Annotated in this window: 24 protein-coding genes and 1 CRISPR repeat array; of the genes, 20 read left to right on the top strand and 4 right to left on the bottom strand. The window is 62.3% G+C overall.

The window, feature by feature from the left end:
* Positions 1–2: 2 nt before the first annotated feature.
* The gene (gene cas6f / locus ACX0MV_RS00695) at positions 3–566 is read left to right on the top strand and encodes a type I-F CRISPR-associated endoribonuclease Cas6/Csy4 (protein ID WP_458980567.1); all 564 of its coding nucleotides are present in this window, start codon (positions 3–5) and stop codon (positions 564–566) included.
* Positions 567–695: 129 nt separating this feature from the next.
* Positions 696–1623: a CRISPR direct-repeat array (repeat unit 28 nt; unit sequence CTTCACTGCCGAATAGGCAGCTCAGAAA).
* Positions 1624–1692: 69 nt separating this feature from the next.
* Here the strand turns inward: cas6f and ACX0MV_RS00690 are convergent.
* Both ACX0MV_RS00690 and ACX0MV_RS00685 read right to left on the bottom strand, forming a co-directional pair.
* Positions 1693–2121: a hypothetical protein gene (locus tag ACX0MV_RS00690; protein ID WP_458980566.1), complete on the bottom strand. Its 429-nt coding sequence runs from the start codon at positions 2119–2121 to the stop codon at positions 1693–1695.
* Entirely contained in the window at positions 2121–2663 is a 543-nt protein-coding gene (locus ACX0MV_RS00685) for a gamma carbonic anhydrase family protein (RefSeq protein ID WP_458980565.1), read from the bottom strand. The genes ACX0MV_RS00690 and ACX0MV_RS00685 overlap by 1 nt, the downstream gene beginning before the upstream one ends.
* Positions 2664–2792: 129 nt before the next feature.
* Between ACX0MV_RS00685 and prlC the strand changes: the two genes are divergently transcribed.
* The 12 genes from prlC to ACX0MV_RS00625 all read left to right on the top strand — a co-directional run bounded on the left by prlC (position 2793) and on the right by ACX0MV_RS00625 (position 16399).
* Entirely contained in the window at positions 2793–4880 is a 2088-nt protein-coding gene (prlC, locus tag ACX0MV_RS00680) for an oligopeptidase A (RefSeq protein WP_458980564.1), read from the top strand.
* The gene (locus ACX0MV_RS00675) at positions 4877–5164 is read left to right on the top strand and encodes a YheV family putative zinc ribbon protein (RefSeq protein WP_458980563.1); all 288 of its coding nucleotides are present in this window, start codon (positions 4877–4879) and stop codon (positions 5162–5164) included. Before prlC ends, ACX0MV_RS00675 begins: the two co-directional genes overlap by 4 nt.
* A gap of 181 nt (positions 5165–5345) precedes the next feature.
* Entirely contained in the window at positions 5346–6404 is a 1059-nt protein-coding gene (locus ACX0MV_RS00670) for a PA0069 family radical SAM protein (protein WP_458980562.1), read from the top strand.
* A gap of 140 nt (positions 6405–6544) precedes the next feature.
* The gene (locus tag ACX0MV_RS00665) at positions 6545–7450 is read left to right on the top strand and encodes a helix-turn-helix domain-containing protein (protein WP_458980561.1); all 906 of its coding nucleotides are present in this window, start codon (positions 6545–6547) and stop codon (positions 7448–7450) included.
* Between the two features lie 227 nt (positions 7451–7677).
* Positions 7678–8988, top strand: a complete 1311-nt coding sequence (locus tag ACX0MV_RS00660; RefSeq protein WP_458980560.1) for an ABC transporter substrate-binding protein — start codon at positions 7678–7680, stop codon at positions 8986–8988.
* A gap of 49 nt (positions 8989–9037) precedes the next feature.
* Positions 9038–9967, top strand: a complete 930-nt coding sequence (locus ACX0MV_RS00655; RefSeq protein WP_458980559.1) for a carbohydrate ABC transporter permease — start codon at positions 9038–9040, stop codon at positions 9965–9967.
* Between the two features lie 4 nt (positions 9968–9971).
* Positions 9972–10805, top strand: a complete 834-nt coding sequence (locus ACX0MV_RS00650) for a carbohydrate ABC transporter permease (RefSeq protein WP_458980558.1) — start codon at positions 9972–9974, stop codon at positions 10803–10805.
* Between the two features lie 15 nt (positions 10806–10820).
* Positions 10821–11924 (top strand): ABC transporter ATP-binding protein, encoded by a 1104-nt coding sequence (locus tag ACX0MV_RS00645; protein WP_458980557.1) that lies wholly within the window; start codon positions 10821–10823, stop codon positions 11922–11924.
* Between the two features lie 40 nt (positions 11925–11964).
* Positions 11965–13449, top strand: a complete 1485-nt coding sequence (locus ACX0MV_RS00640) for a mannitol dehydrogenase family protein (RefSeq protein ID WP_458980556.1) — start codon at positions 11965–11967, stop codon at positions 13447–13449.
* Between the two features lie 3 nt (positions 13450–13452).
* Positions 13453–14937, top strand: coding sequence for a xylulokinase (gene xylB, locus ACX0MV_RS00635; RefSeq protein ID WP_458980555.1), 1485 nt, complete (start codon positions 13453–13455; stop codon positions 14935–14937).
* Positions 14938–14993: 56 nt separating this feature from the next.
* Complete coding sequence (locus ACX0MV_RS00630) at positions 14994–15935, top strand: carbohydrate kinase family protein (protein WP_458980554.1); 942 nt, start codon at positions 14994–14996, stop codon at positions 15933–15935.
* 257 nt (positions 15936–16192) lie between these two features.
* The gene (locus tag ACX0MV_RS00625) at positions 16193–16399 is read left to right on the top strand and encodes a hypothetical protein (protein ID WP_458981733.1); all 207 of its coding nucleotides are present in this window, start codon (positions 16193–16195) and stop codon (positions 16397–16399) included.
* A gap of 36 nt (positions 16400–16435) precedes the next feature.
* Here the strand turns inward: ACX0MV_RS00625 and ACX0MV_RS00620 are convergent, their stop codons facing one another.
* Complete coding sequence (locus tag ACX0MV_RS00620; protein WP_458980553.1) at positions 16436–17092, bottom strand: hypothetical protein; 657 nt, start codon at positions 17090–17092, stop codon at positions 16436–16438.
* A gap of 397 nt (positions 17093–17489) precedes the next feature.
* Here ACX0MV_RS00620 and coxB point away from each other — a divergent pair, with 397 nt between their 5' ends.
* Genes coxB through ACX0MV_RS00600 form a run of 4 tightly spaced genes read left to right on the top strand, consistent with a single transcriptional unit; the run spans position 17490 to position 21707 of the window.
* Positions 17490–18614, top strand: a complete 1125-nt coding sequence (gene coxB / locus ACX0MV_RS00615; protein ID WP_458980552.1) for a cytochrome c oxidase subunit II — start codon at positions 17490–17492, stop codon at positions 18612–18614.
* Between the two features lie 5 nt (positions 18615–18619).
* Positions 18620–20248 carry a cytochrome c oxidase subunit I gene (gene ctaD, locus ACX0MV_RS00610; RefSeq protein ID WP_458980551.1) on the top strand — a complete coding sequence of 543 codons (1629 nt, stop codon included), beginning with the start codon at positions 18620–18622 and terminating at the stop codon, positions 20246–20248.
* Positions 20241–20807 (top strand): cytochrome c oxidase assembly protein, encoded by a 567-nt coding sequence (locus tag ACX0MV_RS00605; RefSeq protein ID WP_458980550.1) that lies wholly within the window; start codon positions 20241–20243, stop codon positions 20805–20807. The genes ctaD and ACX0MV_RS00605 overlap by 8 nt, the downstream gene beginning before the upstream one ends.
* A 12-nt stretch (positions 20808–20819) precedes the next feature.
* Positions 20820–21707 carry a cytochrome c oxidase subunit 3 gene (locus ACX0MV_RS00600; RefSeq protein ID WP_458980549.1) on the top strand — a complete coding sequence of 296 codons (888 nt, stop codon included), beginning with the start codon at positions 20820–20822 and terminating at the stop codon, positions 21705–21707.
* 38 nt (positions 21708–21745) lie between these two features.
* On the opposite strand, the gene ACX0MV_RS00595 is transcribed toward ACX0MV_RS00600, so the two are convergent.
* Complete coding sequence (locus tag ACX0MV_RS00595) at positions 21746–21949, bottom strand: twin transmembrane helix small protein (RefSeq protein ID WP_458980548.1); 204 nt, start codon at positions 21947–21949, stop codon at positions 21746–21748.
* Positions 21950–22024: 75 nt separating this feature from the next.
* Between ACX0MV_RS00595 and ACX0MV_RS00590 the strand changes: the two genes are divergently transcribed.
* The 3 genes from ACX0MV_RS00590 to ACX0MV_RS00580 are packed head-to-tail and all read left to right on the top strand — an operon-like array spanning position 22025 to position 24374.
* A complete protein-coding gene (locus ACX0MV_RS00590; protein ID WP_458980547.1) occupies positions 22025–22753 on the top strand; it encodes an SURF1 family protein in 729 nt (242 codons plus the stop codon).
* A complete protein-coding gene (locus tag ACX0MV_RS00585; RefSeq protein WP_458980546.1) occupies positions 22728–23312 on the top strand; it encodes a hypothetical protein in 585 nt (194 codons plus the stop codon). Before ACX0MV_RS00590 ends, ACX0MV_RS00585 begins: the two co-directional genes overlap by 26 nt.
* A 21-nt stretch (positions 23313–23333) precedes the next feature.
* Complete coding sequence (locus tag ACX0MV_RS00580) at positions 23334–24374, top strand: COX15/CtaA family protein (RefSeq protein WP_458980545.1); 1041 nt, start codon at positions 23334–23336, stop codon at positions 24372–24374.
* Positions 24375–24384 lie beyond the last annotated feature (10 nt).

The following is a 24384-nucleotide window of genomic DNA, read 5'->3' as shown; positions in this document are numbered from 1 at the left end:
CCATGGACCACTACCTCGACCTGAAACTGCTGCCCGACCCAGAGTTTCCGGCCACGCAGTTGATGAACGCGCTGTTTGCCAAACTTCATCGCGGCTTGGTCGAACTGGGCTGCGACGATATCGGCGTCAGCTTTCCCGATACCGCGCGCCCCGGTCATGGCTTTGGCCAGCGCCTGCGCTTGCACGGCAACGCCGCAGCGCTGGACCGACTGCTGGCGCGCAACTGGTTAAGTGGCATGCGCGACCATGTGCAACTCGGTGAGCTGGCCGCCGTGCCGGCCAACGCCCAACACCGCTGCCTGCGCCGCATACAGGTGGACAGCAACCCCGAACGCCTGCGCCGCCGCGCCATCAAACGCCACGGCCTGACCGAGGAACAGGCCCGCCAACGCATCCCCGACCACGCCGGCAAAACCACGGACCTGCCCTTTATCGACCTGCGTAGCCAAAGCAGCGGCCAACGCTTCCGCCTGTTTATCGCCCAAGGCCCGATCCAGGACAACGCCCAAACCGGAACTTTCAATGCCTATGGCCTAAGCCGCGAAGCAAGCGTGCCCTGGTTTTGACCCTTGTTTTTACGGGCCAGACCAAGCGCTTTAAAAACAAGGAGTTAGCGAATAGCAAAAAAACATGGTAAATCCATGTAAAAAGGCCGTAACGCTTGCGGGAGTAGGCGTTACGGCTTTATTGCTCTACTTCACTGCCGAATAGGCAGCTCAGAAAATCTGGTTTGCCAAGATCAAGCGCGACGGCAACTTCACTGCCGAATAGGCAGCTCAGAAAGTGAACATGAACGACGTTGAGTTGTGCGCGTTCTTCACTGCCGAATAGGCAGCTCAGAAAGAGTCCAGAAGTTGCTGGTTGCGGTGTTCTCGCTTCACTGCCGAATAGGCAGCTCAGAAAAGTGCGCGCAGGCCGCTCGCCTTGATCATCTTCTTCACTGCCGAATAGGCAGCTCAGAAAGGCAACGTGCGCTGGTGGACCGTACCAGTCACCTTCACTGCCGAATAGGCAGCTCAGAAAAGTCGAAAAAAGCGGTACCTTCCGCCTCGAACCTTCACTGCCGAATAGGCAGCTCAGAAAAGAAAGCGACCGGCACCGTTCACACCTTCCCTCTTCACTGCCGAATAGGCAGCTCAGAAATTGAAGACATGGTTGGCCAGAAGCGCGGCCTGCTTCACTGCCGAATAGGCAGCTCAGAAAGGCTACCGCAAGCCCGAAGGCGGTGCGCAATGCTTCACTGCCGAATAGGCAGCTCAGAAAGAGTCCGGAAAACGCGACAGCGGCAACACCATCTTCACTGCCGAATAGGCAGCTCAGAAATTACCAAACGATTCATCGACGCGATAGATATCCTTCACTGCCGAATAGGCAGCTCAGAAAGAACTCTCAGCGATCAAGGGCGCGCGGGCTGGCTTCACTGCCGAATAGGCAGCTCAGAAACGATCGGCTCAGGGCTCAGCCCAGTGATTACCCTTCACTGCCGAATAGGCAGCTCAGAAATTTACGTCATGTCCTGGGAGTCGGCAGAGGATCTTCACTGCCGAATAGGCAGCTCAGAAAGTGGCCAATCAATACGAAGAACTGAAGCCGTGCTTCACTGCCGAATAGGCAGCTCCGAAAGTCCCAGCTACATCGGCGGCGCTACCGCTTGGCGGTTTAAAATCACAAAGGGACGCCAGCGCCAACCGCTCACCAGCGACATGCGCCTTTTTCATCCTGCGCTTCGGGGTGCTCTTGGAATTCGAACCGTTTGACGCTGCGGTAGTGGGTGTAGCTGAAGCCGGTGATCTGCGAACCCCGGTGGTAGATCTGATAGCGCCCGCTGATGCGCTCTTCGGCGGGGAGGATTTCCAGCCAGGTGCTGATCAGCTCGTCTGGGCGATTTTCCTCGGCGGCGGGAGCTTCGCTGTGTTTGAACACGATGGGGATGCTGTGGGGCTGGCCGGCGTAGCGCACGCGGCCGGCTTCGTACTCGCCCTGCTCCTGATCAAATACGGTGAAGCTCAGGCGGATCGGCTTGGCTTCGCCTACCGAGACGAAGCAGCGGGTCTGATCGGCCAGTGCGCTGGCGCTAGCGGCCAGCAGCGCCAGGCCAAGCCCCGTCGTCATCCACCGCATCAGCTGACGTAGCCTTCCATCAGGTGTTGGTCCTTCAGGCGCACGTAGTTGTCGGCGCTGTAGCGAAAGTAACTGAGTTCCTTGTCCGTCAGTGGACGCACCTGTTTGGCCGGGCTGCCGACATACAGGTAGCCGCTTGCCAGATGCTTGCCTGGCGGCACCAGACTGCCGGCACCGAGCACCACGTCATCCTCGATCACCACGCCGTCCATGACGATGCTGCCCATGCCAATCAGCACCCGGTTGCCGATGGTGCAGCCGTGCAGGGTGACCTTGTGCGCGACCGTGACATCGTCGCCGATATTCAGCGGGTAGCCGCCAGGGTTGAACGGGCCGGCGTGGGTGATGTGCAGTACGCAGCCGTCCTGCACGCTGGTGCGCGCGCCGATGCGAATGCTGTGCATGTCGCCGCGGATTACCACCAGCGGCCAGATCGAACTGTCCGCGCCGATCTCGACATCGCCGAGCACCACGGCGGAGGGGTCGACGAATGCCCGCTCGCCGAGCAGCGGGGTGAACTGTTGGTAAGTACGAATCGCCACGATAGAAACCTCTTAAGCTGCGCCCGGCCTTGATTGTAATTAAGATCGCACCCATGTTCAGGGCATGCGCGCTGTTTTGCCAACGGCCTGTGTCCACTCAAGCCTGACCCCGGGAGCCTTTCGCTGGCGATGGGGTCACAGCTGCAAACCCATTCGTTAAGGTATCTCGCCGTGACTGCCAACAATCCTCTGCTGCAAGCCTTCGACCTTCCGCCCTATTCCGCCATTCGCCCGGAGCATGTGGAGCCGGCGGTGGATGCGATTCTGGCCGACAACCGCGCCGCCATCGCCGCGCTGCTCGAGCAGCCGGGGGCGCGCGATTGGCAAGGGCTGGTGCTGGCGCTCGACGAACTGAACGACCGCCTCGGCCGCGCTTGGAGCCCGGTCAGCCACCTCAATGCGGTGTGCAACAACGCCGAGTTGCGCGCGGCCTACGAGGCCTGCCTGCCGAAACTGTCCGAGTATTCCACCGAATTGGGACAGAACCGGGCGCTGTTCCAGGCCTACGAGGCGCTCGCCAGCAGCCCGCAAGCGGCAGGCTTCGATGTGGCGCAGAAGACCATTCTCGAACATGCCCTGCGCGATTTCCGCCTGTCCGGCATTGATCTGCCGCCGGCCCAGCAGCAGCGTTACGGCGCGGTGCAGATGAAACTCTCGGAGCTGGCCAGCACCTTCTCCAACCAGTTGCTCGATGCGACCCAGGCCTGGAGCAAGCACATCACGGACGAAGCGGCGCTCGCCGGCCTGACCGATTCGGCCAAGGCGCAGATGCAACAAGCCGCCGCGGCCAAAGGCCTGGACGGCTGGCTGATCCCCCTGGAGTTCCCCAGCTACTTCGCGGTGATGACCTACGCCGACGACCGCGCCCTGCGCGAGGAGCTGTACGCGGCCTATTGCACCCGCGCCTCCGATCAAGGCCCGAATGCCGGCCAGCACGACAACGGCCCGGTGATGCGGGAAATCCTCGCCCTGCGCCAGGAGTTGGCCCAGCTGCTGGGCTTCGGTAATTACGCCGAGCTGAGCCTGGCGAGCAAGATGGCCGAGTCGACCGATCAGGTGCTGAATTTCCTCCGCGACCTGGCCCAGCGCAGCAAGCCGTTCGCCGCTCAGGACCTGCAAGAGCTGCAAGCCTTTGCCGCCGAACAAGGCTGCAGTGACCTGCAAAGCTGGGATGTTGGCTACTACAGCGAAAAACTGCGCGAGCAGCGCTACAGCATTTCCCAGGAAATCCTCCGCGCCTACTTCCCCATCGACAAGGTGCTCGGTGGCCTGTTCGCCATCGTCGAGAAGCTCTACGGCATCCAGATCAAGGAACTGTCCGGCTTCGACAGCTGGCACCCGGATGTCAGGCTGTTCGAGATCAGCGAAAACGGCCAGCATGTCGGCCGCTTCTTCTTCGACCTCTACGCCCGCGCCAACAAGCGTGGCGGCGCCTGGATGGATGGCGCCCGCGACAAGCGTCGCGCCGCCGATGGCCGACTGATCAGCCCGGTGGCCAACCTGGTGTGCAACTTCACGCCGCCAGTGGGCGGCAAGCCCGCGCTGCTCACCCACGATGAAGTGACCACGCTGTTCCACGAATTCGGCCATGGCCTGCATCATCTGTTGACCCGCGTCGAGCACGCCGGCGCCTCCGGCATCAACGGCGTGGCCTGGGATGCGGTCGAGCTGCCGAGCCAGTTCATGGAGAACTGGTGCTGGGAGCCCGAAGGCCTGGCGCTGATCTCCGGTCACTTTGAAACCGGTGAGCCATTGCCCCAGCACCTGCTGGAGAAAATGCTCGCAGCGAAGAACTTCCAGTCCGGCTTGATGATGGTTCGCCAGATCGAATTTTCCCTGTTCGATTTCGAATTGCACGCCACCCACGGCGACGGCCGCAGCGTGGCTGAGGTGCTGGAAGGCATCCGCGCCGAGGTGTCGGTACTGCGTCCACCCGCCTACAACCGCTTTCCCAACAGCTTCGCGCACATTTTCTCCGGCGGTTATGCAGCCGGTTACTACAGCTACAAGTGGGCCGAGGTGCTGTCTGCCGACGCCTTCTCCCGCTTCGAGGAAGAAGGCGTGTTCAACAGCGAAACTGGCCGTGCTTTCCGCGAAGCGATCCTCGCCCGTGGCGGCTCCCAAGCGCCGATGGTGTTGTTCGTCGACTTCCGCGGCCGCGAGCCGAGCATCGACGCGCTGCTGCGTCACCTCGGCCTGAGCCAGGAGGCCGCATGAGCGATGCCCCTGTGAGTGTCAGCCCCAAGCGCTTTATCGCCGGCGCCGTGTGCCCGGCGTGCAGCGAGATGGACAAGATCCAGATGTGGAATGTCGACGGCGTACCGCACCGCGAGTGCGTGGCCTGCGGCTACGCCGACACCCTGGACGAGCGCGGCAACTCGGTGCCCAGGGAGCTGCCAACCCGGGTCAACGTCAGCGCCCTGAAGCCCAAGGTTGCCGATCCGAACGTGCAGGCAGTGCAGTTCTTCCCCAATCCCAAGCTGAAGAAGCCAACCGACTGACCCTGCCAATGCAGGGCGCAACGTGGCAGCGGTTCTGAGCCGTGATCCGGCTTGAGCCGGCGAGCGAATAGGTGCCGCTGGATCAGAACTGTCCAGGACGACGACAGGCACTTGGTAATGAAACGAGATAACTGTATTTTTATACAGTCTTTCGTCGGGGCTGCTCAGCCCGGAGTTTCCCATGTCCACCCTGCCTCCACGCGGCCGCGGCACCGCCAGCAATCCGCACAACCGCTTCGCGCCGACCCGCGCGGTGGCTGAGGACGACGGCTGGTATCAGGATGAAACGCCGCAGACCCGCGCCACCGAAGTGCGCCGCGAAACCGCTAAGACGGTGATCACCCGCAACCAGTCGCCGGATGTCGGTTTCGACCGTTCGGTAAATCCTTATCGCGGCTGCGAACATGGCTGCATCTATTGCTTCGCCCGTCCCAGCCACGCGTACTGGGACCTGTCGCCGGGCATCGACTTCGAAACCAAGCTGATCGCCAAAACCAACCTCGCCAGTCGCCTGGAAGAAGAGCTGCAGAAACCCGGTTACCTGCCCCAGCCGATCGCGCTCGGCGTCAACACCGATGCCTATCAACCGATCGAACGCGAGCAGCGGCTGACCCGGCAGGCGCTGGAAATTCTGCTGCGTTACAAGCACCCCGTGCACATCATCACCAAGGGCTCGCTGATCCTGCGCGACCTCGATCTGCTCGGCGAGCTGGCCGAGCAGCGACTGGTCAGCGTGGCGATCAGCCTCACCACCCTGGACGACGAGCTGAAGCGCATCATGGAGCCCCGCGCAGCTTCGCCCAGCGCGCGCCTGCGAGTGATGCGCACGCTGCACGAGGCGGGTGTGCCGGTCAGCGTGATGTGCGCGCCGGTAATTCCGATGATCAACGACATGGAACTGGAACACATGCTGGAAGCCGCCCGCGATGCCGGTGCGCGGTCTGCCGGCTATGTGCTGCTGCGCCTGCCGCTGGAAATCGCCGAGTTGTTCGAGGGGTGGCTGCAGGCGCATTTCCCCGAACGCGCCGCCCACGTGATGAGCCTGATTCGGCAGTCTCGGGGCGGCAAGAACTACGACAGCCGCTTTGGCAGCCGCATGCGCGGCGAAGGCCAGTTCGCCGATCTGCTGGCGCAGCGCTTTCGCCTGGCCAGGCGCAAGCTCGGCCTTGAGGGTCGCACTCTGCAAGGCCTGGATTGCTCGCGGTTCGCGCCGCCAGGAGCGCAGCTGAGCCTGCTCTGAGCAAGGTGAGGGTTAGAATGCTGGCCCTGCGTGGCGTGTTTGCCTCGGCGACACTGCGCAGCTGCCCATGGCGCTGAGGTGGTGCCTGTGGCCTGGGGCGATGTGTTAAAACATCGCCACCCGTCAGCGACGATACCGCCATGCCTCGTACTGCCCGCGTACCCGATCCTTCCTATGAGCTGATGGACGATCACGAAGGCCATTCGCTGATCTACCGTCAGCATGGCTTTCCCAGCCCGCTGGTGCGCTGGCATTTCCACAAGGAATACGAGCTGCACCTGATCGTCGCCAGTTCGGGCAAGGTGTTTATCGGTGATTACATCGGCAACTTCTCCCCCGGTACGCTGTTCCTCACCGGCCCCGGCCTGCCGCACAACTGGATCAGCCAGGTCGACGAAGGCGAGGTGGTGGAAACCCGCGACATGCTGGTCAATTTCACCGACGAGATGCTGGAAAACGCCAGCGCGGTATTCACCGAGCTGAAAGGCCTGGCGCCGCTGCTGGCACGGGCACCATTCGGCATCGAGTTTCGCGACCCCCAGGTGATTCGCCAGAGCGAGGAGCTGATGCAGCGCATCGCCACCAGTCAGGGCGTCACCCGCCTCGGCCATTTTCTTATCCTGCTGGAGCTGCTGGCGGCGACCGAGGACTACCAGCTGCTTTCCGGCCTGACCTCCTCGGAGCTGGCCGACGAGCACCATGTCGAGCGGATCAACCGCGCGGTGGATTTTATCTTCCAGCATTACGCCGGCGAACTGAGCCAGGAGGAGGTGGCCGAACATGTCGGAATGACGCCCACCTATTTCTCGCGGTTCTTCAAACAGGCCACCGGCCGTGGCTTCGTCGAGTTCGTCAATCGGCTGCGCTTGAGCAAGGCCTGCGAGCTGCTGAGCAAGAGCGGCAGACCGGTCACCGAGGTCTGTTTCGAGTCGGGTTTCAGCAACATTTCCAACTTCAATCGGCGCTTTCAGCAGTTCAAGGGCATGACGCCCTCGGACTATCGCAAGCTGGTGGCGCAGCGCCTGACCGAGCAGAACCTGTACTGAATCTGCCTACCTCTACTTATCGCATTGTGACCTGAGGCCCACTTTCAAGGGGTTTCAGACAATTCTCTGGTACTTCGAGGTGTAATCCTTAGTGCAAAAAAGTATCGGTTGCTGTGCAGCCGAGGATTTGTTCGTGCTGGCGTACGGGGGTGTAATCCGGCCCGAGTACTACAAAAACAATAATCACCTTCCGTCAGCCATGGCGCGGAAGAGGAGTTCAGAAAACCATGAACAATTCCGTAAAAGTCTTGCTGGCCGCCTCCTGCCTCGCCCTCACACCCGTTGCCCTGGCGGCCGAGACCCTGACCATCGCCACGGTCAACAACAGCGACATGATCCGCATGCAGCGACTGTCGAAAACCTTCGAGGCACAGCACCCGGACATCCAGTTGAAGTGGGTGGTGCTCGAAGAGAATGTCCTGCGCCAGCGCCTGACCACCGACATCGCGACCCAGGGTGGCCAGTTCGACGTACTCACCATCGGCATGTATGAAGCCGCGCTGTGGGGCGACAAAGGCTGGCTGGAGCCGATGACCGAACTGCCCGCCGACTATGCACTCGATGACGTCTTCCCATCGGTGCGCGAGGGCCTGTCGGCCAACGGCACGCTCTACGCCCTGCCGTTCTACGCCGAAGCGTCGATTACCTATTACCGCACCGACCTGTTCGAGCAGGCCGGCCTGGACATGCCCGAGCGGCCGACCTGGACACAGATTCGCGAGTTCGCCGGCAAGCTGCACAAGCCCGAGCAGGAGCAGTACGGTATCTGCCTGCGCGGCAAGGCCGGCTGGGGCGAGAACATGGCGCTGATCACCACGGTCGCCAATGCCCACGGTGCGCGCTGGTTCGACGAACAATGGCAGCCGGAATTCGATGGCAAGGAGTGGCGCGACGCGCTGAACTTCTACGTCGATACCATGAAGCAGTACGGCCCGCCCGGCGCCTCGAGCAACGGCTTCAACGAGAACCTGGCGCTGTTCAACAGTGGCAAGTGTGCGATCTGGGTCGATGCCAGCGTCGCCGGTTCGTTCGTCACCGACACCACGCAGAGCAAGATCGCCGACTCGGTGGGCTTCACTTTCGCGCCGACCCAGGTGACTGACAAGGGTTCGTCCTGGCTGTACTCCTGGGCGCTGGCGATTCCCACCAGCTCCAAGGCCAAAGATGCCGCCAAGCGCTTCAGCGCCTGGGCCACGTCCGCGCAATACGGCGCACTGGTTGCCGAGCAGGATGGTGTGGCCAACGTGCCGCCCGGCACCCGCGCCTCGACCTACAGCGATGCCTACATGGCCGCCGCACCGTTCGCCAAGGTCACCCTGGAGTCGCTCAAGGCAGCTGATCCGGCCAGCCCGTCGGCCAAGCCGGTGCCCTATGTCGGCATCCAGCTGGTGACCATTCCCGAGTTCCAGGCGATTGGCACCCAGGTCGGCAAACAGTTCACCGCCGCATTGACCGGCCATATGACGGTCGACCAGGCCTTGGCGGCGGCGCAGCAGTCGACTGCGCGTGAAATGAAGCGCGCGGGCTATCCGAAGTAGCGCCAGCCTCCGGCATGCCTGTGCCGCCCCTGAATCACACGGAGTCGCCATGAACACCTCGGCCCTCGCCACGTCACCCGAGCTCGACCAGGCGCTGCCCGCCAAGCGGCGTTCGTTCAAGCCGGGCTGGTTTCTGGTCAGCCCCTCGGTTGGCCTGCTGTTGCTGTGGATGATCGTGCCGTTGGGCATGACCATCTACTTCTCGCTGATCCGCTACAACCTGCTGTACCCCGGCGAGAACCAGTTTGTCGGCCTGGAGAATTTCGAGTATTTCATCAGCGACGCGGGCTTCATGCCCGGCGCGACCAATACCTTGCTGCTGGTCGGCAGCGTGTTGCTGATCAGTGTGGTGCTCGGCGTGCTGATTTCCGCGCTGCTGGAAGCCTGCGAGTTCTGGGGTCGTGGCATTGTCCGGGTGCTGCTGATCTCGCCGTTCTTCATCATGCCGACGGTCAGCGCGCTGCTGTGGAAGAACCTGATCTTCCACCCGGTCTCCGGCATTCTCGCCGCAGTGTGGAAGTTCTTCGGCGCCCAGCCGGTGGACTGGCTGGCACAGCATCCGTTGTTCTCGATCATCCTGATCGTGTCCTGGCAGTGGCTGCCATTCGCCATCCTGATTCTGATGACCGCCATGCAGTCGCTCGACCAGGAGCAGAAGGAAGCGGCTCGCCTCGATGGCGCCGGCCCGCTGGCGATCTTCTGGCACCTGACCCTGCCGCACCTGGCGCGGCCGATTGCGGTGGTGGTGATGATCGAGACGATCTTCCTGCTGTCAGTGTTTGCCGAGATCTTCACCACCACCAGCGGTGGCCCTGGCTACGAGTCGACCAACCTGGCGTACCTGATCTACAACCAGGCGCTGCTGCAGTTCGACGTCGGCATGGCGTCGGCCGGCGGGCTGATCGCGGTGGTCATCGCCAACCTCGCCGCCATCGTGCTGATCCGCATGATCGGCAAGAACCTCACGGACAAGGGCTGAGACCATGCTGACGCTCAAGCAATCCCGCCGCGTGCAGAGCCTGGTGGTCGGTGTGCTGGCCTGGACCATCGCCGCGCTGATCTTCTTCCCGATCCTGTGGATGATCCTCACCAGCCTGAAGACCGAGATAGACGCCTTTGCTACGCCGCCGCAGTTCATCTTCATGCCAACGCTGGAGAACTACCTGCACATCAACGAGCGCAGCGATTACTTCAGCTTCGCCTGGAATTCGGTGCTGATCTCCTTTACCGCGACCTTGCTGTGCATGTTGATCGCGGTGCCGGCGGCGTACTCCATGGCGTTCTTCGAAAGCCGCCACACCAAGCGCACGCTGCTGTGGATGCTCTCGACCAAGATGCTGCCGCCGGTGGGCGTGCTGATGCCGATCTACTTGATCGCCAAGAGCATGGGCCTGCTCGACTCGCGCATCACCCTGATCGTCATCTACACCCTGATCAACCTGCCGATCGTGGTGTGGATGGTGTACACCTACTTCAAGGACATCCCCGTCGACATCCTCGAAGCCGCGCGCCTGGACGGCGCCACCACCTGGCAGGAAATCGTCCGCGTGCTGCTGCCGATCGCCCGCGGCGGGCTGGCCTCGACCATGCTGCTGTCGCTGATCCTGTGCTGGAACGAGGCGTTCTGGTCGCTCAACCTGACCAGCTCGGCCGCCGCCCCGCTGACCGCCCTGGTTGCCTCCTACTCCAGCCCGGAAGGGTTGTTCTGGGCCAAGCTTTCCGCGGTTTCCACCCTTGCCTGCGCGCCCATCCTGATCTTCGGCTGGATCAGCCAGAAGCAGCTGGTGCGTGGCCTGTCGTTCGGCGCCGTCAAATAACAAGAGGATAGGTTCATGGCTGATCTGAAGATCCGCAATCTGCAAAAAGGCTTCGACGGTACCGCGATCATCAAGGGTGTCGACCTGGACATTCGCGACCGTGAATTCGTCGTGTTCGTCGGCCCGTCCGGCTGCGGCAAGTCGACCCTGCTGCGGCTGATCGCCGGGCTCGAGGAAGTCAGCAGCGGCACCATCGAACTGGACGGCAAGAACATCACCGACACCGCGCCGGCCAAGCGCGACCTGGCGATGGTGTTCCAGACCTACGCGCTCTACCCGCACATGACCGTGCGCAAGAACCTGTCCTTCGCCCTCGATCTGGCCGGCGTCGGCAAGCAGGAAGTGCAGGAAAAAGTCCAGAACGCCGCGCGCATTCTCGAGCTGGCGCCGCTGCTTGAGCGCAAGCCCAAGCAGCTCTCCGGTGGTCAGCGCCAGCGGGTGGCGATCGGCCGGGCGATCGTGCGCAACCCGAAGATCTTCCTGTTCGATGAGCCATTGTCCAACCTCGACGCCGCACTGCGCGTGCAGACCCGGCTGGAATTGGCGCGGCTGCACAAGGACCTGCAGGCAACCATGATCTACGTCACCCACGATCAGGTAGAAGCCATGACCCTGGCCGACAAGGTGGTGGTACTCAACGGCGGGCGGGTCGAGCAGGTCGGCTCGCCGCTGGAGCTGTATCACCACCCGGCCAACCTGTTTGTTGCAGGCTTTCTCGGCACGCCGAAGATGGGCTTCCTGCGCGGCGCGGTCAGCCGCTGTGACGCGACGGGCTGCGAGGTACAGCTGGAAAGCGGTGCGCGGGTGACGTTGGCGCAGACCGCCGGGCATCTGCAGGTCGGCAGCGCGGTGACCCTTGGCGTGCGGCCCGAGCACCTCAATGTGGTGCCGGCCGGCCAGGGCCGCATGCAGGTCAGCGCCGATGTCAGCGAACGTCTGGGCAGCGACACCTTCTGCCATGTGCGCAGCGCTTCCGGGGAAATGCTCACTGTGCGAGTGCGCGGCGACTTTGCCCCGGGTTATGGCGACAGCCTCGACCTGGCCTTCGAACCCGACCATTGCCACCTGTTTGACGCCGACGGCCTGGCCGTGGGCAAAGCCTTGCAACAGGCCGCCTGACAGCCTGCCAAGGCGCTAACCGATCACCCAGGATTACCCGATGAAACTCAATCGCCAGCACCTTCCGCTGCTGGGCGGCGCTATCGCGCTGCCTGCTTATTCCCCCGAGGCAACCCGCCAGGGCATCGCCCACATCGGCGTCGGCGGCTTCCACCGCGCCCATCAGGCGGTCTACACCGAGGCCCTGATGAACCAGGGCGAAGCGCTCGACTGGAGCATCTGCGGGATCGGTCTGCGTGAGGGCGACCGCGCCATGCGCGACGCCCTGGCCGCCCAGGATTACCTCTACACCCTGGTTGAACTGGGCGACCGGCCGGGCCTGCCGGGCCTGCCGGTGCGGGTGGTCGGTGCGATCAGCGGCATGTTGCTGGCCGAGGATTCGCCCGAGGCTGTGATCGCCAAGCTGGCCGATCCGGCGATTCGTATCGTCTCGCTGACCATCACTGAAGGCGGTTATTGCATTGACGACGGCACGGGCGAGTTTCGCGCCGATCTGCCGCAGATCCAGCACGACCTGGCCCATCCCGAGGCGCCGCGCAGTGTGTTCGGCCTGCTCTGTGCGGCGCTGGCCCGGCGTCGCGCCGCCGGTACGCCGGCGTTCACCTTGATGTCCTGCGATAACCTGCCGCACAACGGCGCGGTGACGCGCAAGGCGCTGCTCGCCTTCGCTCGGTTGGCCGACGCGGGGCTGGCCGAGTGGATCGATCGCCACGTCAGTTTCCCCAACGCCATGGTTGATCGCATCACGCCGATGACCAGCGCCGCGCATCGCCAGCAGCTGGCCGCCGAACATGGCATCGACGACGCCTGGCCGGTGGTCTGTGAGCCGTTCGTGCAATGGGTGCTGGAAGACCGATTCGTCGCCGGGCGACCGGCCTGGGAAAAGGTCGGCGTGCAGTTCACCGACGACGTCGCGCCCTACGAGGAGATGAAGATCAAGCTGCTCAACGGCAGCCATCTGGCGTTGACCTACCTGGGCTTTCTCAAGGGCTATCGTTACGTTCACGAGACCCTGAACGACCCGCTGCTGCGCCGTTACGTGCGCGCCTTCATGGACCTGGACGTGACCCCGCAGCTGGCGGCGGTGCCGGGCATCGATCTGGAAGGCTACAAGGACACCCTGATCGAGCGCTTCTCCAATCAGGCCATCGCCGACCAGCTCGAGCGCGTTTGCTCGGATGGCTCGTCGAAATTTCCCAAGTTCATCGTGCCGACCCTAAACCGGCTGATCGATGATGGCCGACCGCTGGAACGCGCGGCCCTGGTGGTCGCGGCCTGGGCGCTGTACCTGAAGGGCGTCGACGAGACCGGCAGCACCTACCGGATTCCCGATCCGCGCGCCGAGTTCTGTCAGGCCCTGGTGGTTGACGACGACAAGGTGCGTGAGCGGGTGCTGGGCGTCGAGGTGATCTTCGGCAATGCCATCCCGCAGTCGGCGGCCTTCGTCTCTGCCTTCGAGCTGTGCTACGACAGCCTGCGCAAGCTGGGCGTGACGCGCACCCTGCAGACCCTCTTGGGTGACTGAACCATGTACCTCGGGATCGATTGTGGCACTCAGGGCAGCAAGGCGCTGATCCTCGACGCTGACAGCGGACGGGTACTCGGCCAGGGCAGCGCCCGCCATGAGCTGCTCGAAGGCGCCAACGGCTGCCGCGAACAGCTGCCCAGCGACTGGCTGAGCGCTTGCGAGCAGGCCATCCGGCAGGCCCTGAGCGCGGCTGGAATCAGCGGCCAGCAGATTCTCGGCATCGGCGTTTCCGGCCAGCAACATGGGCTGGTGCTGCTCGACGAGCACGGCGAGGTGCTGCGTCCGGCCAAACTCTGGTGCGACACCGAATCGACGCCGCAGAACCAGCGCCTGCTCGATCACCTCGGTGGCGAGACCGGTTCGCTGGCGCGTCTCGGCGTAGCCATCGCACCGGGCTATACGGTTTCCAAGCTGCTCTGGACCCGCGAACGGCACCCTGATGTGTTCGCCCGAATCGCCCATATCCTGTTGCCCCACGACTACCTCAATTACTGGCTCAGCGGCCGTTGCTGCAGCGAATATGGCGACGCATCAGGTACCGGTTATTTCGACGTGCGCCGACGCGTCTGGGACTGCGAGCTGCTGAACCACATCGATCCCTCGGGGCGGCTGGTCGCGGCGTTGCCCGAGCTGATCGCAGCCGACGACTGTGTCGGGCGCATTCGCCCGGCGCTGGCCGAACGGCTGGGCCTCAGCCCGACTGCGCTAATTGCCAGCGGAGGTGGCGACAACATGCTCGGCGCCATCGGTACCGGCAACGTCCGGCCGGGCGCGCTGACCATGAGCCTTGGCACTTCCGGCACCCTGTATGCCTACGGCGATCAACCCCAGGTCAGCCCGCACCCGCAGGTGGCGACCTTCTGTTCCTCGTCGGGCGGCTGGCTGTCGCTGATCTGCACGATGAACCTGACCAACGCCAGCGGTCTCGTTGGGCAGTTGCTCGCGCTGGATATTCGTCAGTTCACCGAACTGGCCGTCCAGGCCCCGGTCGGTGCCGAGGGTCTGTTGCTGCTGCCATTCTTCAACGGTGAGCGGGTGCCGGCACTGCCCACCGCCACGGCCAGCCTGCTGGGCATGACTGCGGGCAACCTGACCCGCGCCAATCTGTGCCGCGCGGTAATAGAAGGCAGCCTGTTCGGCTTGCGTTATGGCCTCGATCTGCTGCGCGCCAGCGGCAACGCCAGCCAGCACCTTCGCTTGATCGGCGGTGCGGCGCAGAGCCCGCTGTGGCGGCAGATGGTCGCCGACATCATGGACACGCCGCTGATCTGTCCGACCCATACCGAGGCGGCGGCACTGGGCGCGGCAATTCAGGCGGCCTGGTGCCTGGCGCGGCAACAAGGCCAGGCAACCAGCCTGGAAGAGCTCTGCCAGCGCTGCGTCAGCCTCGACAGCAGCAGTGAAACCTTGCCTGACCACCCGCGCAGCGCCGAATACCAGAGTGTTTATCGGCGCTACCGCGAGCAGGTGATGCGGTTGCAGTAAACCCCGGCAAGCCAGACGAACTTGGCGCACGCGCGCCTCTGGAAATGGAGATACCTATGTACCTGGTATGCGGCGAAGCACTGTTCGATGTCTTCAGCCTGGCGTCCGACGCGCGAACGAGCGAATTAACGTTCAAGGCGATTGCCGGCGGTTCGCCATTCAACGTGGCCATTGGCGTGTGTCGCCTGGGCTGCGCGGCGGCCCTGTTCGGCGGTATATCCATCGACCCGCTTGGCGCGCGCTTGCGGCAGGTGTTGAACGAGGAAGGGGTGTGCGGCGATTACCTGGTCGCCAGCGATGCGCCGACCACGCTGGCCATGGTCAGTGTCGATGCCCAGGGATCGCCGCAGTATTCGTTTCGCGGTGAAGGCTGCGCCGACCGTCAGGTACGCCTCGAACATCTGCCGCAACTGAGCGAGCGGGTGCGCGGCATTCATGTCGGCTCCTACTCCCTGGTGGTCACGCCGATTGCCGACACCCTGCTGGACCTGCTGCGCCGCGAAGGCGCACGGCGACTGATCAGCCTCGATCCCAATATCCGGCTCAACCCTGAGCCGGATATTGCGCGCTGGCGTCAGCGCGTCGAGGCGTTCGCCGCCCATGCGCACCTGATCAAGGTCAGCGAAGAAGACCTGGCGCTGCTCTACCCCGACCAGGACCCGCAGGCAGTGGCCCAGCGCTGGCTGGGTCAGCATTGCCAGCTGGTATGCCTCACCCACGGCAGCCAGGGCGCCAGCGTCCACAGCCGCACCCATGGCCATTGGCAGGTGCCGGCCGAGGCTGTGCAGACCCGCGATACCGTCGGCGCTGGCGACACCTTTCAGGCCGCGCTGCTCAGCTACCTCGCCCGCCACGGCATGGACAGCCCGCAGGGCCTGGCCGGGATCAGTCGCGCACAGCTCGACGCCATGCTCGATCTGGCAGTACGGGCCGCCGCCCTGACCTGTTCGCGGGTGGGTCCCGACCTGCCGCACTGGCATGAACTCGACGCGGTCTAAGCGCCCCGTCCCCTACTCTCAGGAGCCGTTATTTCGCACTCTTCGGCATCCTTCGGAGCGGTGGACACCGTAGGGTGCGCCGTGCGCGCCAGCGGATGTTTCACTGTTTCGCCCGCGACCCAGTGGCGCTGGCGAAGGGTCAGCTCCCCGAAGCGCGCCGAACACTCTGAACTAATTCGCGATCGCGCCCACCCAACAGTGCTCGAGGTATTTTGGAGTCTGCAGTGGATTTTATCGATTTGTTGCAATGGCCTGCGATGCTCGCGACCGTGGTCGCCGCCTGGCTGATTGGGTCCTTGAATTTACGGCGGCGCACCATCGGTTTCTGGTGTTTTCTGCTGAGCAACCTGCTGTGGACGATCTGGGGTTGGCACACTGAAGCCTGGGCGCTGATCGTGCTGCAGGTCTGCCTGGCGGGGTTGAATATCCGTGGTGTGAAGAAGAATGATCCCGAGCAAGCCTAGCCATCGTCAGGCTTATAACGATGGCCGGTTTCACGCCTAGCTGGCGGCGCGTGATTCAGCCAGTTGCAACTCCACGCCCAGGCGGCGCGACAGACAGGGCCAACGCTTCCAGGCGCTTTCGGTCTGCGGATCGCTCAGGCGTTCCCGATAGGCCACAACAGAGCTCTGATCGAAACTGGCATCGCTGAGCATGCCCTCCACCGCATGGTGAACCGCCTCATCCAGCTGGTTAGCAAAGGGTTCGCCAATCAGCTGATGGGCAATCAGGTTGGCCACCGTGGTGTCCAGCGGAATCAGCGGCTGGCCAAGATGCGCGATGTAGCGATCATTCACCTCTTCGACCAAGCGATGGGCCAGGTAAGCCTCGTCGAGCAACCCGTCGAGCCCCTCATGCCCGGCGACCAGGGACGGAGGCTGCAGGAAGAACTGCTCGGCGACCTTCAGCACGGGTTTGATCTGCGCCTCGATCCCCGCCTCGCGCGCCACCTGATTGGCCGCTTCCAACACTTCCGGCACCTGCTCGATGTAAGCGACCACAAAGCGTTTCAGCACATCGCTGCCGTTGCTGGTCGACAGGTGAATCGACGGGTGAAGGTGGTTCAGTTGGCCGTCCAGCAGGCGAGCCAGTTCGCCGCCGTGGGCTTCGTGCTCCTGTGCGCGCTGAATAAGGTCGCGTAAGGCGGAGATGTTCATGATTGCTCCAGATAAGGGACATGGGCGAGAACCTTAGCTGCCCACGGCGCCGAGTTAAGACCTGATTGTCATAGCGAAAACTTAGTTATGCGAACGCGCTATATCAAGGGCCTTCGAAGGTGTTCCAGCTCCCGGCCTTCGTGGGCTTTAGCGCGAGGCTTGCGCCGGATTACTGATTTTGGCTTTCGCGTTGCGAGGTGAAACTCCCGGTCTATACTCGAACTCGAAAGGCAGTACCTGATAACACCGGACGCGCTTCGGCACGCACAGGTTTCGACGGTTGCCAGCTGTTACAGGCTATGGAAAACGTAGATTTTTCAATGACCTGTCTAGGTAGTCGATCCCTAAGCCGCAGGCATGTCCGGCGGGATAACAAGAATCATAAGGGGAACCCGCAATGACGCGACATCCACGAGTTTGGATGGGCATCCTGCTGTGGTTGGTATTCAGCTCGGCGCACGCGAGCTGGACGGTCAACATGGCGCCTGGTGTAACCGAGGTCAGCCGCTCAGTTTTTGACCTGCATATGACGATCTTCTGGATCTGCGTTGCGATAGGCGTGGTCGTGTTTGGCGCCATGTTCTGGTCGATGCTCGTCCACCGCCGTTCTACCGGGCAAGAGCCCGCCCACTTCCACGAAAGCACCACGGTCGAGATTCTCTGGACGGTCGTGCCGCTGGTGATCCTGGTGGGCATGGCGGTCCCGGCCACCAAGACCCTGATCGAAATCTATGACAGCTCGGAATCCGAACTGGATATCCAGGTGACCGGCTATCAGTGGAAGTGGCATTACAAATATCTGGGTCAGGATGTCGAGTTCTTCAGCAACCTGACGACGCCAAAAGATCAGATCAATAACAAGGCCAAGAAAGGCGAAAACTACCTGCTCGAGGTCGATGAGCCTCTGGTTGTGCCGGTCGGCACCAAGGTGCGCTTCCTGATCACCTCCGCGGACGTGATCCATTCCTGGTGGGTGCCCGCGCTGGCGGTGAAGAAAGACGCCATCCCAGGTTTCGTCAACGAATCCTGGACGCGCATCGACGAGCCCGGCATCTACCGTGGCCAGTGCACTGAACTGTGCGGCAAGGACCACGGCTTCATGCCCGTGGTGGTCGAAGCCAAATCCAAAGAGGATTACGCCGCCTGGCTGGGCGAGCGCAAGCAGGCTGCGGCTGCCGAGAAGGAGCTGACGAGCAAGGAGTGGACCATGGAAGAGCTGATGGCACGTGGTGAAAAGGCCTACAACACGGCCTGCGCTTCCTGCCATCAGCCGACCGGTGAAGGCCTGCCGCCGATGTTCCCTGCACTCAAAGGCTCCGACGTTGCCACCGGTCCGGCCCAGGGTCATATCGACATCGTGGTCAACGGCAAACCCGGCACTTCCATGCCTGCTTTCGGCAAGCAACTGTCGGAAGTCGACATCGCCGCGATCGTCACCTATGAACGCAACGCATGGGGCAACAATCTCGGTGACATGGTCACCCCGAAAGATGTTCTCGCGTTCAAACAGGCTCAGGAGTAACGGACATGAGTGCAGTGATCGACACGCATGGTCATGCCGGACACGACCATCACCACGGCCCGGCCAAAGGCCTGATGCGTTGGGTGCTGACGACCAACCATAAAGACATCGGCACCATGTACCTGTGGTTCAGCTTCGCCGCCTTTTTGCTCGGCGGCAGCATGGCCATGGTAATCCGCGCCGAGCTGTTCCAGCCGGGCCTGCAGATTGTGCAGCCGGAGTTCTTCAACCAGATGACCACCATGCACGGCCTGATCATGGTGTTCGGCGCGGTGATGCCGGCGTTCGTCGGCCTGGCCAACTGGATGATCCCGCTGATGATCGGCGCGCCGGACATGGCGCTGCCGCGGATGAACAACTTCAGCTTCTGGCTGTTGCCGGCCGCCTTCGGCATGTTGGTCAGTACCCTGTTCATGGAAGGCGGTGGGCCGAATTTTGGCTGGACCTTCTATGCGCCGTTGTCGACGACCTACGCGCCGGAAAGCGTGACCTTCTTCATTTTCGCCATCCACCTGATGGGCATCAGTTCGATCATGGGGGCGATCAACGTGGTCGCGACCATTCTCAACCTGCGCGCTCCCGGCATGACCCTGATGAAGATGCCGCTGTTCGTCTGGACCTGGCTGATTACCGCGTTCCTTTTGATCGCGGTAATGCCGGTGCTGGCGGGTTGCGTGACCATGATGCTGATGGACATCCACTTCGGCACCAGCTTCTTCAGTGCCGCCGGCGGTGGCGACCCGGTGCTGTTCCAGCACGTGTTCTGGTTCTTCGGCCACCCCGAGGTGTACATCATGATTCTGCCCGCGTTCGGCGCGGTCAGCGCGATCATTCCGGCGTTCGCGCGCAAGCCGCTGTTCGGCTACACGTCGATGGTCTACGCCACGGCGGCGATCGCGTTTCTGTCGTTCATCGTCTGGGCGCACCACATGTTCACTGTGGGAATACCGCTCACGGGTGAGCTGTTCTTCATGTACGCCACCATGCTGATCGCCGTGCCGACCGGGGTGAAGGTGTTTAATTGGGCCAGCACCATGTGGCGCGGTTCGATGACCTTCGAGACGCCGATGCTGTTCTCGGTGGCCTTCGTCATCCTGTTCACCATCGGCGGGTTCTCCGGACTGATGCTGGCCATCGCCCCGGCGGATTTCCAGTACCACGACACCTACTTCGTGGTGGCGCACTTCCACTACGTGTTAGTGCCCGGTGCGATCTTCGGCATCTTCGCTTCGGCTTATTACTGGCTGCCGAAGTGGACCGGTCACATGTACGACGAAACCCTCGGCAAGCTGCATTTCTGGATGAGCTTCATCGGTATGAACCTGGCGTTCTTCCCGATGCACTTCGTCGGCCTCGCCGGCATGCCGCGGCGGATTCCCGACTACAACATGATGTTCGCCAACTTCAACATGGTGTCGTCGGTCGGTGCGTTCATGTTCGGCGCGACCCAGTTGCTGTTCCTGTTCATCGTCATCAAGTGCATCCGTGGCGGCAAGCCGGCCGCGGCTAAGCCTTGGGACGGCGCCGAAGGGTTGGAGTGGACGGTGCCTTCGCCGGCGCCATACCACACCTTCAGTACGCCGCCGGACATGAGCGACGAACACGCGCACCGCAAAGGTCCGGCCCATGACTGAAGAGCGTCTGACCCGCCGCCTGGTTGTTCGCCTGCTGGCGCTGGCGGTGGCGATGTTCTGCTTCGGTGTATTCGTACTGCCGCCGTTTTACGACGCGATGTGCCAGGCGTTCGGCATCAACGGTAAAACGGCGAGTGCGTATGAGGGCTCGCAAACGGTGAACGAGAAGCGCGAGGTTCGCGTGCAGTTTCTCGCCACCAACGCGGCAGATATGGTCTGGGAGTTTCGCGCACAGGCGGACGAGCTGGAGGTGCACCCTGGTGCAAGCAACGAGATGGTGTTTGTTGCCTACAACCCAACCGATCAGCCAATGACCGCCCAAGCCGTGCCGAGCGTATCGCCGTCACGGGCAGCTGCTTACTTCCACAAGACCGAGTGTTTCTGCTTCACCCAACAAGTGCTGCAGCCCGGCGAGCGAATCAAGATGCCGGTGCGCTTTATTGTTGATAGAGACTTACCGGCAGATGTTCGCCACCTGACGTTGGCCTACACCCTGTTCGATATCACTGCGAGTAAACCGCCTGTTGCTCAGGCGACCCTTACCCGGGCCGCTCCATAAGGAGAATAATAAATGTCGAGTCACGAGCAGTATTACGTTCCAGCGCAAAGCAAGTGGCCGATCATCGCCACCCTCGGCATGCTGATCTCGGTTTTCGGGGTCGGCACCTGGTTCAACGATATAAAAGCCGATCGGGCTGACTCCAATGGTCCGCTGATATTCGTCGTCGGCGCCTTGTTTCTGGTCTACATGTTCTTCGGCTGGTTCGGCAACGTGATCAAGGAAAGCCGTTCCGGCATGTACAGCCCGCAGATGGATCGCTCATTCCGCTGGGGCATGAGCTGGTTCATTTTCTCCGAGGTGATGTTTTTCGCTGCCTTCTTCGGCGTGCTGTTTTACATCCGCTACTGGTCCGGCCCCTGGCTGGGCGGTGAAGGCGACAAGGGCATCAGCAACATGCTCTGGCCAGGTTTCGAATACACCTGGCCGATGCTCAACACCCCAGATCCGAAACTCTATCCGGCGCCTGAAGGCATCATCAGCCCGTGGGGCCTGCCGCTGATCAATACCATTCTGCTGGTGACCTCCAGCTTCACCCTGACATTTGCCCACCATGCGCTGCGCAAGAACCATCGCAAGCCATTAACTATTTGGCTGGCGCTGACGGTGCTGCTCGGACTGGCGTTTCTGGTGCTGCAAATCGAAGAGTACATCCACGCCTACACCGAACTGGGCCTGACGCTGGGCTCCGGTATCTACGGCGCGACCTTCTTTATGCTGACTGGGTTTCACGGCGCGCACGTGACCTTCGGCGCGATCATGCTAACCGTCATGCTGGTGCGCATCATGCGCGGGCATTTCACCGCCGATCAGCACTTTGGTTTTGAGGCCGCCGCCTGGTATTGGCACTTCGTTGACGTGGTGTGGATAGGCTTGTTCGTTTTCGTCTACGTGCTTTAACGGTAATCGTTGAACCGTGGGGACGGTTCAACGATCCACTACCAGGTAACGTGCGACACCAGTTGGCCGCTGTAAAAGCCCCAGGCGATCAGGGCGACGGTCATGGCCGTCAACACGACCCGCACGGTCAGGGAGTTGACCACGCGTGAGGTGTGGCCTTCGTCCTTGACCAAGAAGAACAAGCCGCTGAACAGGCTGATCAGAGTAGCCAGTAGTAACAGGACGATCGCGGCCTTCAGCATGCGTGACTCCGGGGGAAGGTTAATGGGCTTCAATCGCAGTATAGCCAGCTTTATCAGGGCTTCGGAGGGCGCGCAGTGAGCGCCTTCAAGCCTGGAATGTTGCCGAGTCTGCTGGTGTTGCTGCTGCTTCCGGGCCTGGTTGCGCTGGGGTTTTGGCAACTGGCAAGAGCGGACGAAAAGCGCGAGCTGCTTGCGACCCATCAGGCCCGTCAAGCTGCAGCACCGATCAGCCTGACCGAGTTGGAGCGGCATGCGGACCCCGCTTATGTGCGTGTGCAGCTGCACGGTTACTTTGATGCGGACCACAGCTTCCTGCTGGATAACCGCACCCGTGACGGCAAGGTCGGCGTGGAGGTATTGCAGCCTTTCTATGATCAGCGCAGTGGGCTCTGGCTGCTGGTCAATCGCGGCTGGCTACCCTGGCCGGATCGCCGTGTAATGCCTACGTTCGCCACCCCCGACACCTCATTGAACCTGCAGGCCTCGGTCTATGTGCCGTTGGGCGAGCCGTTTCAGCTGCAGGGTCAGCCCGCGACAGGCTGGCCGCGCATGCTCACCGTGGTGAAGCCCGATGTGCTCTGGCAGCAATTGGGGCGTGGTGGTTTGAGTTATGAAGTTCGTCTGGAGCCCGGCCCCGCGTCCTTCCAGGCCGAATGGCCGGTGGTCGCCATGAGTCCGGACAAACACCTCGGATACGCCGTGCAGTGGTTCGCCCTGGCGGCGGCCCTGCTTGGTCTGTTCATCTATCTTGGTTTGCACAACGCGCGGGAGACGCACCATGAACCCAGCCATCGCCCTGCCTGAAGTAACGCCCGGCCAACGCCGTCGCGGGCGACTGCAACTGTTATTGATCCTTGCCGTGGTGATCGGCCCGATGGTGCTCGCCAGTGCCATGTACCAATGGCGTTTCTGGGTGCCGGAAACCCGCAATTACCATGGCGAGCTGATCGGCACCGGTCAAACCCGCGCCGATCTCGGCGTCGTCGGCGCTGACGAACCGCGCTGGCAACTGCTGGTAACGGCGCCACAGGCGTGCGACTCGGCCTGCAAGGAATTGGTGTTTCTCGCGCGGCAGATTCATATCGGTCTGAATCGCGACACCGCTCGTGCTTCCCATGCGTTGGCCATCACCCAACCGCTTTCGGCCGACTATGACGCCCAGCTGCGTCGCGAATACCCGCAGCTGGAGCGCTATCAGCTGGATCCGGCCGCCTATGGCAAAACCGCCGGCAGCGTCGAGGGCGCGCAGTTTTGGATTGTCGATCCGCGCGGCAACCTGGTGCTGCGTTATGACGCCACCAGCAAGGGCAAGGCGATTCTCAACGACCTCCGGCATTTGCTGAAAATTTCGCAAATTGGTTAAGGCCGCGGCTAAGGATCATAAATGAGCAAACCCGGTTATCGATTTGCGGTGTTCGCCACCCTGCTCGCCGTGGTGGTCGTCATGCTCGGGGCCTATACGCGGCTCACGCACGCCGGCCTGGGCTGCCCGGACTGGCCGGGCTGTTACGGGTTCATCGGCGTGCCGATGAGCGAGCACAAGCAGGCGCTGGCCGAAGCACGTTTTCCCGAGGCTCCGGTGGAGGTGGCCAAGGGTTGGTATGAGATGGTTCATCGCTATTTTGCTGGCGCATTGGGCTTGGTGATTCTCGGTCTGGCGGTGCAGGCGCTACGTCGGCGCGGTGACGCCGGTCAGCCACTGAAGCTGCCTTTGCTGCTGCTCGGTCTGGTCACCCTGCAAGCAGCCTTTGGCATGTGGACCGTGACGTTGAAGCTCTGGCCGCAGGTCGTCACGGCTCACCTGCTGGGCGGCTTCGCCACACTCAGCTTGCTGTTTCTGTTGGTTCTCAGGCTGTCCGCTGCCGTGCCGGTGATGCCTCGGCTATCCGCGGGGCTGCGCAGCCTGGCTGCAGCGGGCCTGTTGCTGGTAATCGGCCAGATCGCGCTCGGTGGCTGGGTCAGCAGCAACTACGCAGCAGTTGCCTGTGTGGATCTGCCGACCTGCCATGGCGAATGGTGGCCCGCCATGGACTTCGCCAACGGTTTCCATCTGACCCAGCACATCGGCCCTAACTACCTAGGCGGCCAGCTCGATAGCGATGCGCGTACCGCCATACATATGACCCATCGCCTCGGTGCGGTACTGGTCACTCTGGTACTGGCGCTGCTGGCCTGGCGGCTGAAGCGCAATGGCCTGCCACGTTTGGCCGGCTTGCTGGTCTTAGCTTTGGCGACCCAGGTCAGCCTGGGGGTCAGCAACGTGATCTTTCATCTGCCGCTGCAGGTGGCAGTCGCGCATAACCTGGGCGGCGCCGCGCTTCTGCTGGCAATGGTGCTGGTCAATTATCAGGTGCGACGCGTCGCTGTTTCGGCAGCACACGCGTTCGACAGGCAAGCCGGCCTTTCGGCGATGCCGAGCAAATAACAACAACGAC

It is taken from the genome of Pseudomonas cistanchae (genome assembly GCF_054483635.1).
The sequence above is the reverse complement of the archived record's forward strand: the minus strand, read 5'-3'. Positions and strand labels throughout refer to the sequence as shown.

Excerpts from the sequence above, each read along its gene's own strand:
- cas6f (WP_458980567.1), top strand. The coding sequence starts at position 3 with ATGGACCACTACCTCGACCTGAAACTGCTGCCCGACCCAGAGTTTCCG.
- ACX0MV_RS00690 (WP_458980566.1), bottom strand. The coding sequence starts at position 2,121 with ATGCGGTGGATGACGACGGGGCTTGGCCTGGCGCTGCTGGCCGCTAGC.
- prlC (WP_458980564.1), top strand. The coding sequence starts at position 2,793 with ATGGGGTCACAGCTGCAAACCCATTCGTTAAGGTATCTCGCCGTGACT.
- ACX0MV_RS00675 (WP_458980563.1), top strand. The coding sequence starts at position 4,877 with ATGAGCGATGCCCCTGTGAGTGTCAGCCCCAAGCGCTTTATCGCCGGC.
- ACX0MV_RS00670 (WP_458980562.1), top strand. The coding sequence starts at position 5,346 with ATGTCCACCCTGCCTCCACGCGGCCGCGGCACCGCCAGCAATCCGCAC.
- ACX0MV_RS00665 (WP_458980561.1), top strand. The coding sequence starts at position 6,545 with ATGCCTCGTACTGCCCGCGTACCCGATCCTTCCTATGAGCTGATGGAC.
- ACX0MV_RS00660 (WP_458980560.1), top strand. The coding sequence starts at position 7,678 with ATGAACAATTCCGTAAAAGTCTTGCTGGCCGCCTCCTGCCTCGCCCTC.
- ACX0MV_RS00655 (WP_458980559.1), top strand. The coding sequence starts at position 9,038 with ATGAACACCTCGGCCCTCGCCACGTCACCCGAGCTCGACCAGGCGCTG.
- ACX0MV_RS00650 (WP_458980558.1), top strand. The coding sequence starts at position 9,972 with ATGCTGACGCTCAAGCAATCCCGCCGCGTGCAGAGCCTGGTGGTCGGT.
- ACX0MV_RS00645 (WP_458980557.1), top strand. The coding sequence starts at position 10,821 with ATGGCTGATCTGAAGATCCGCAATCTGCAAAAAGGCTTCGACGGTACC.
- ACX0MV_RS00640 (WP_458980556.1), top strand. The coding sequence starts at position 11,965 with ATGAAACTCAATCGCCAGCACCTTCCGCTGCTGGGCGGCGCTATCGCG.
- xylB (WP_458980555.1), top strand. The coding sequence starts at position 13,453 with ATGTACCTCGGGATCGATTGTGGCACTCAGGGCAGCAAGGCGCTGATC.
- ACX0MV_RS00630 (WP_458980554.1), top strand. The coding sequence starts at position 14,994 with ATGTACCTGGTATGCGGCGAAGCACTGTTCGATGTCTTCAGCCTGGCG.
- ACX0MV_RS00625 (WP_458981733.1), top strand. The coding sequence starts at position 16,193 with ATGCTCGCGACCGTGGTCGCCGCCTGGCTGATTGGGTCCTTGAATTTA.
- ACX0MV_RS00620 (WP_458980553.1), bottom strand. The coding sequence starts at position 17,092 with ATGAACATCTCCGCCTTACGCGACCTTATTCAGCGCGCACAGGAGCAC.
- coxB (WP_458980552.1), top strand. The coding sequence starts at position 17,490 with ATGACGCGACATCCACGAGTTTGGATGGGCATCCTGCTGTGGTTGGTA.
- ctaD (WP_458980551.1), top strand. The coding sequence starts at position 18,620 with ATGAGTGCAGTGATCGACACGCATGGTCATGCCGGACACGACCATCAC.
- ACX0MV_RS00605 (WP_458980550.1), top strand. The coding sequence starts at position 20,241 with ATGACTGAAGAGCGTCTGACCCGCCGCCTGGTTGTTCGCCTGCTGGCG.
- ACX0MV_RS00600 (WP_458980549.1), top strand. The coding sequence starts at position 20,820 with ATGTCGAGTCACGAGCAGTATTACGTTCCAGCGCAAAGCAAGTGGCCG.
- ACX0MV_RS00595 (WP_458980548.1), bottom strand. The coding sequence starts at position 21,949 with ATGCTGAAGGCCGCGATCGTCCTGTTACTACTGGCTACTCTGATCAGC.
- ACX0MV_RS00585 (WP_458980546.1), top strand. The coding sequence starts at position 22,728 with ATGAACCCAGCCATCGCCCTGCCTGAAGTAACGCCCGGCCAACGCCGT.
- ACX0MV_RS00580 (WP_458980545.1), top strand. The coding sequence starts at position 23,334 with ATGAGCAAACCCGGTTATCGATTTGCGGTGTTCGCCACCCTGCTCGCC.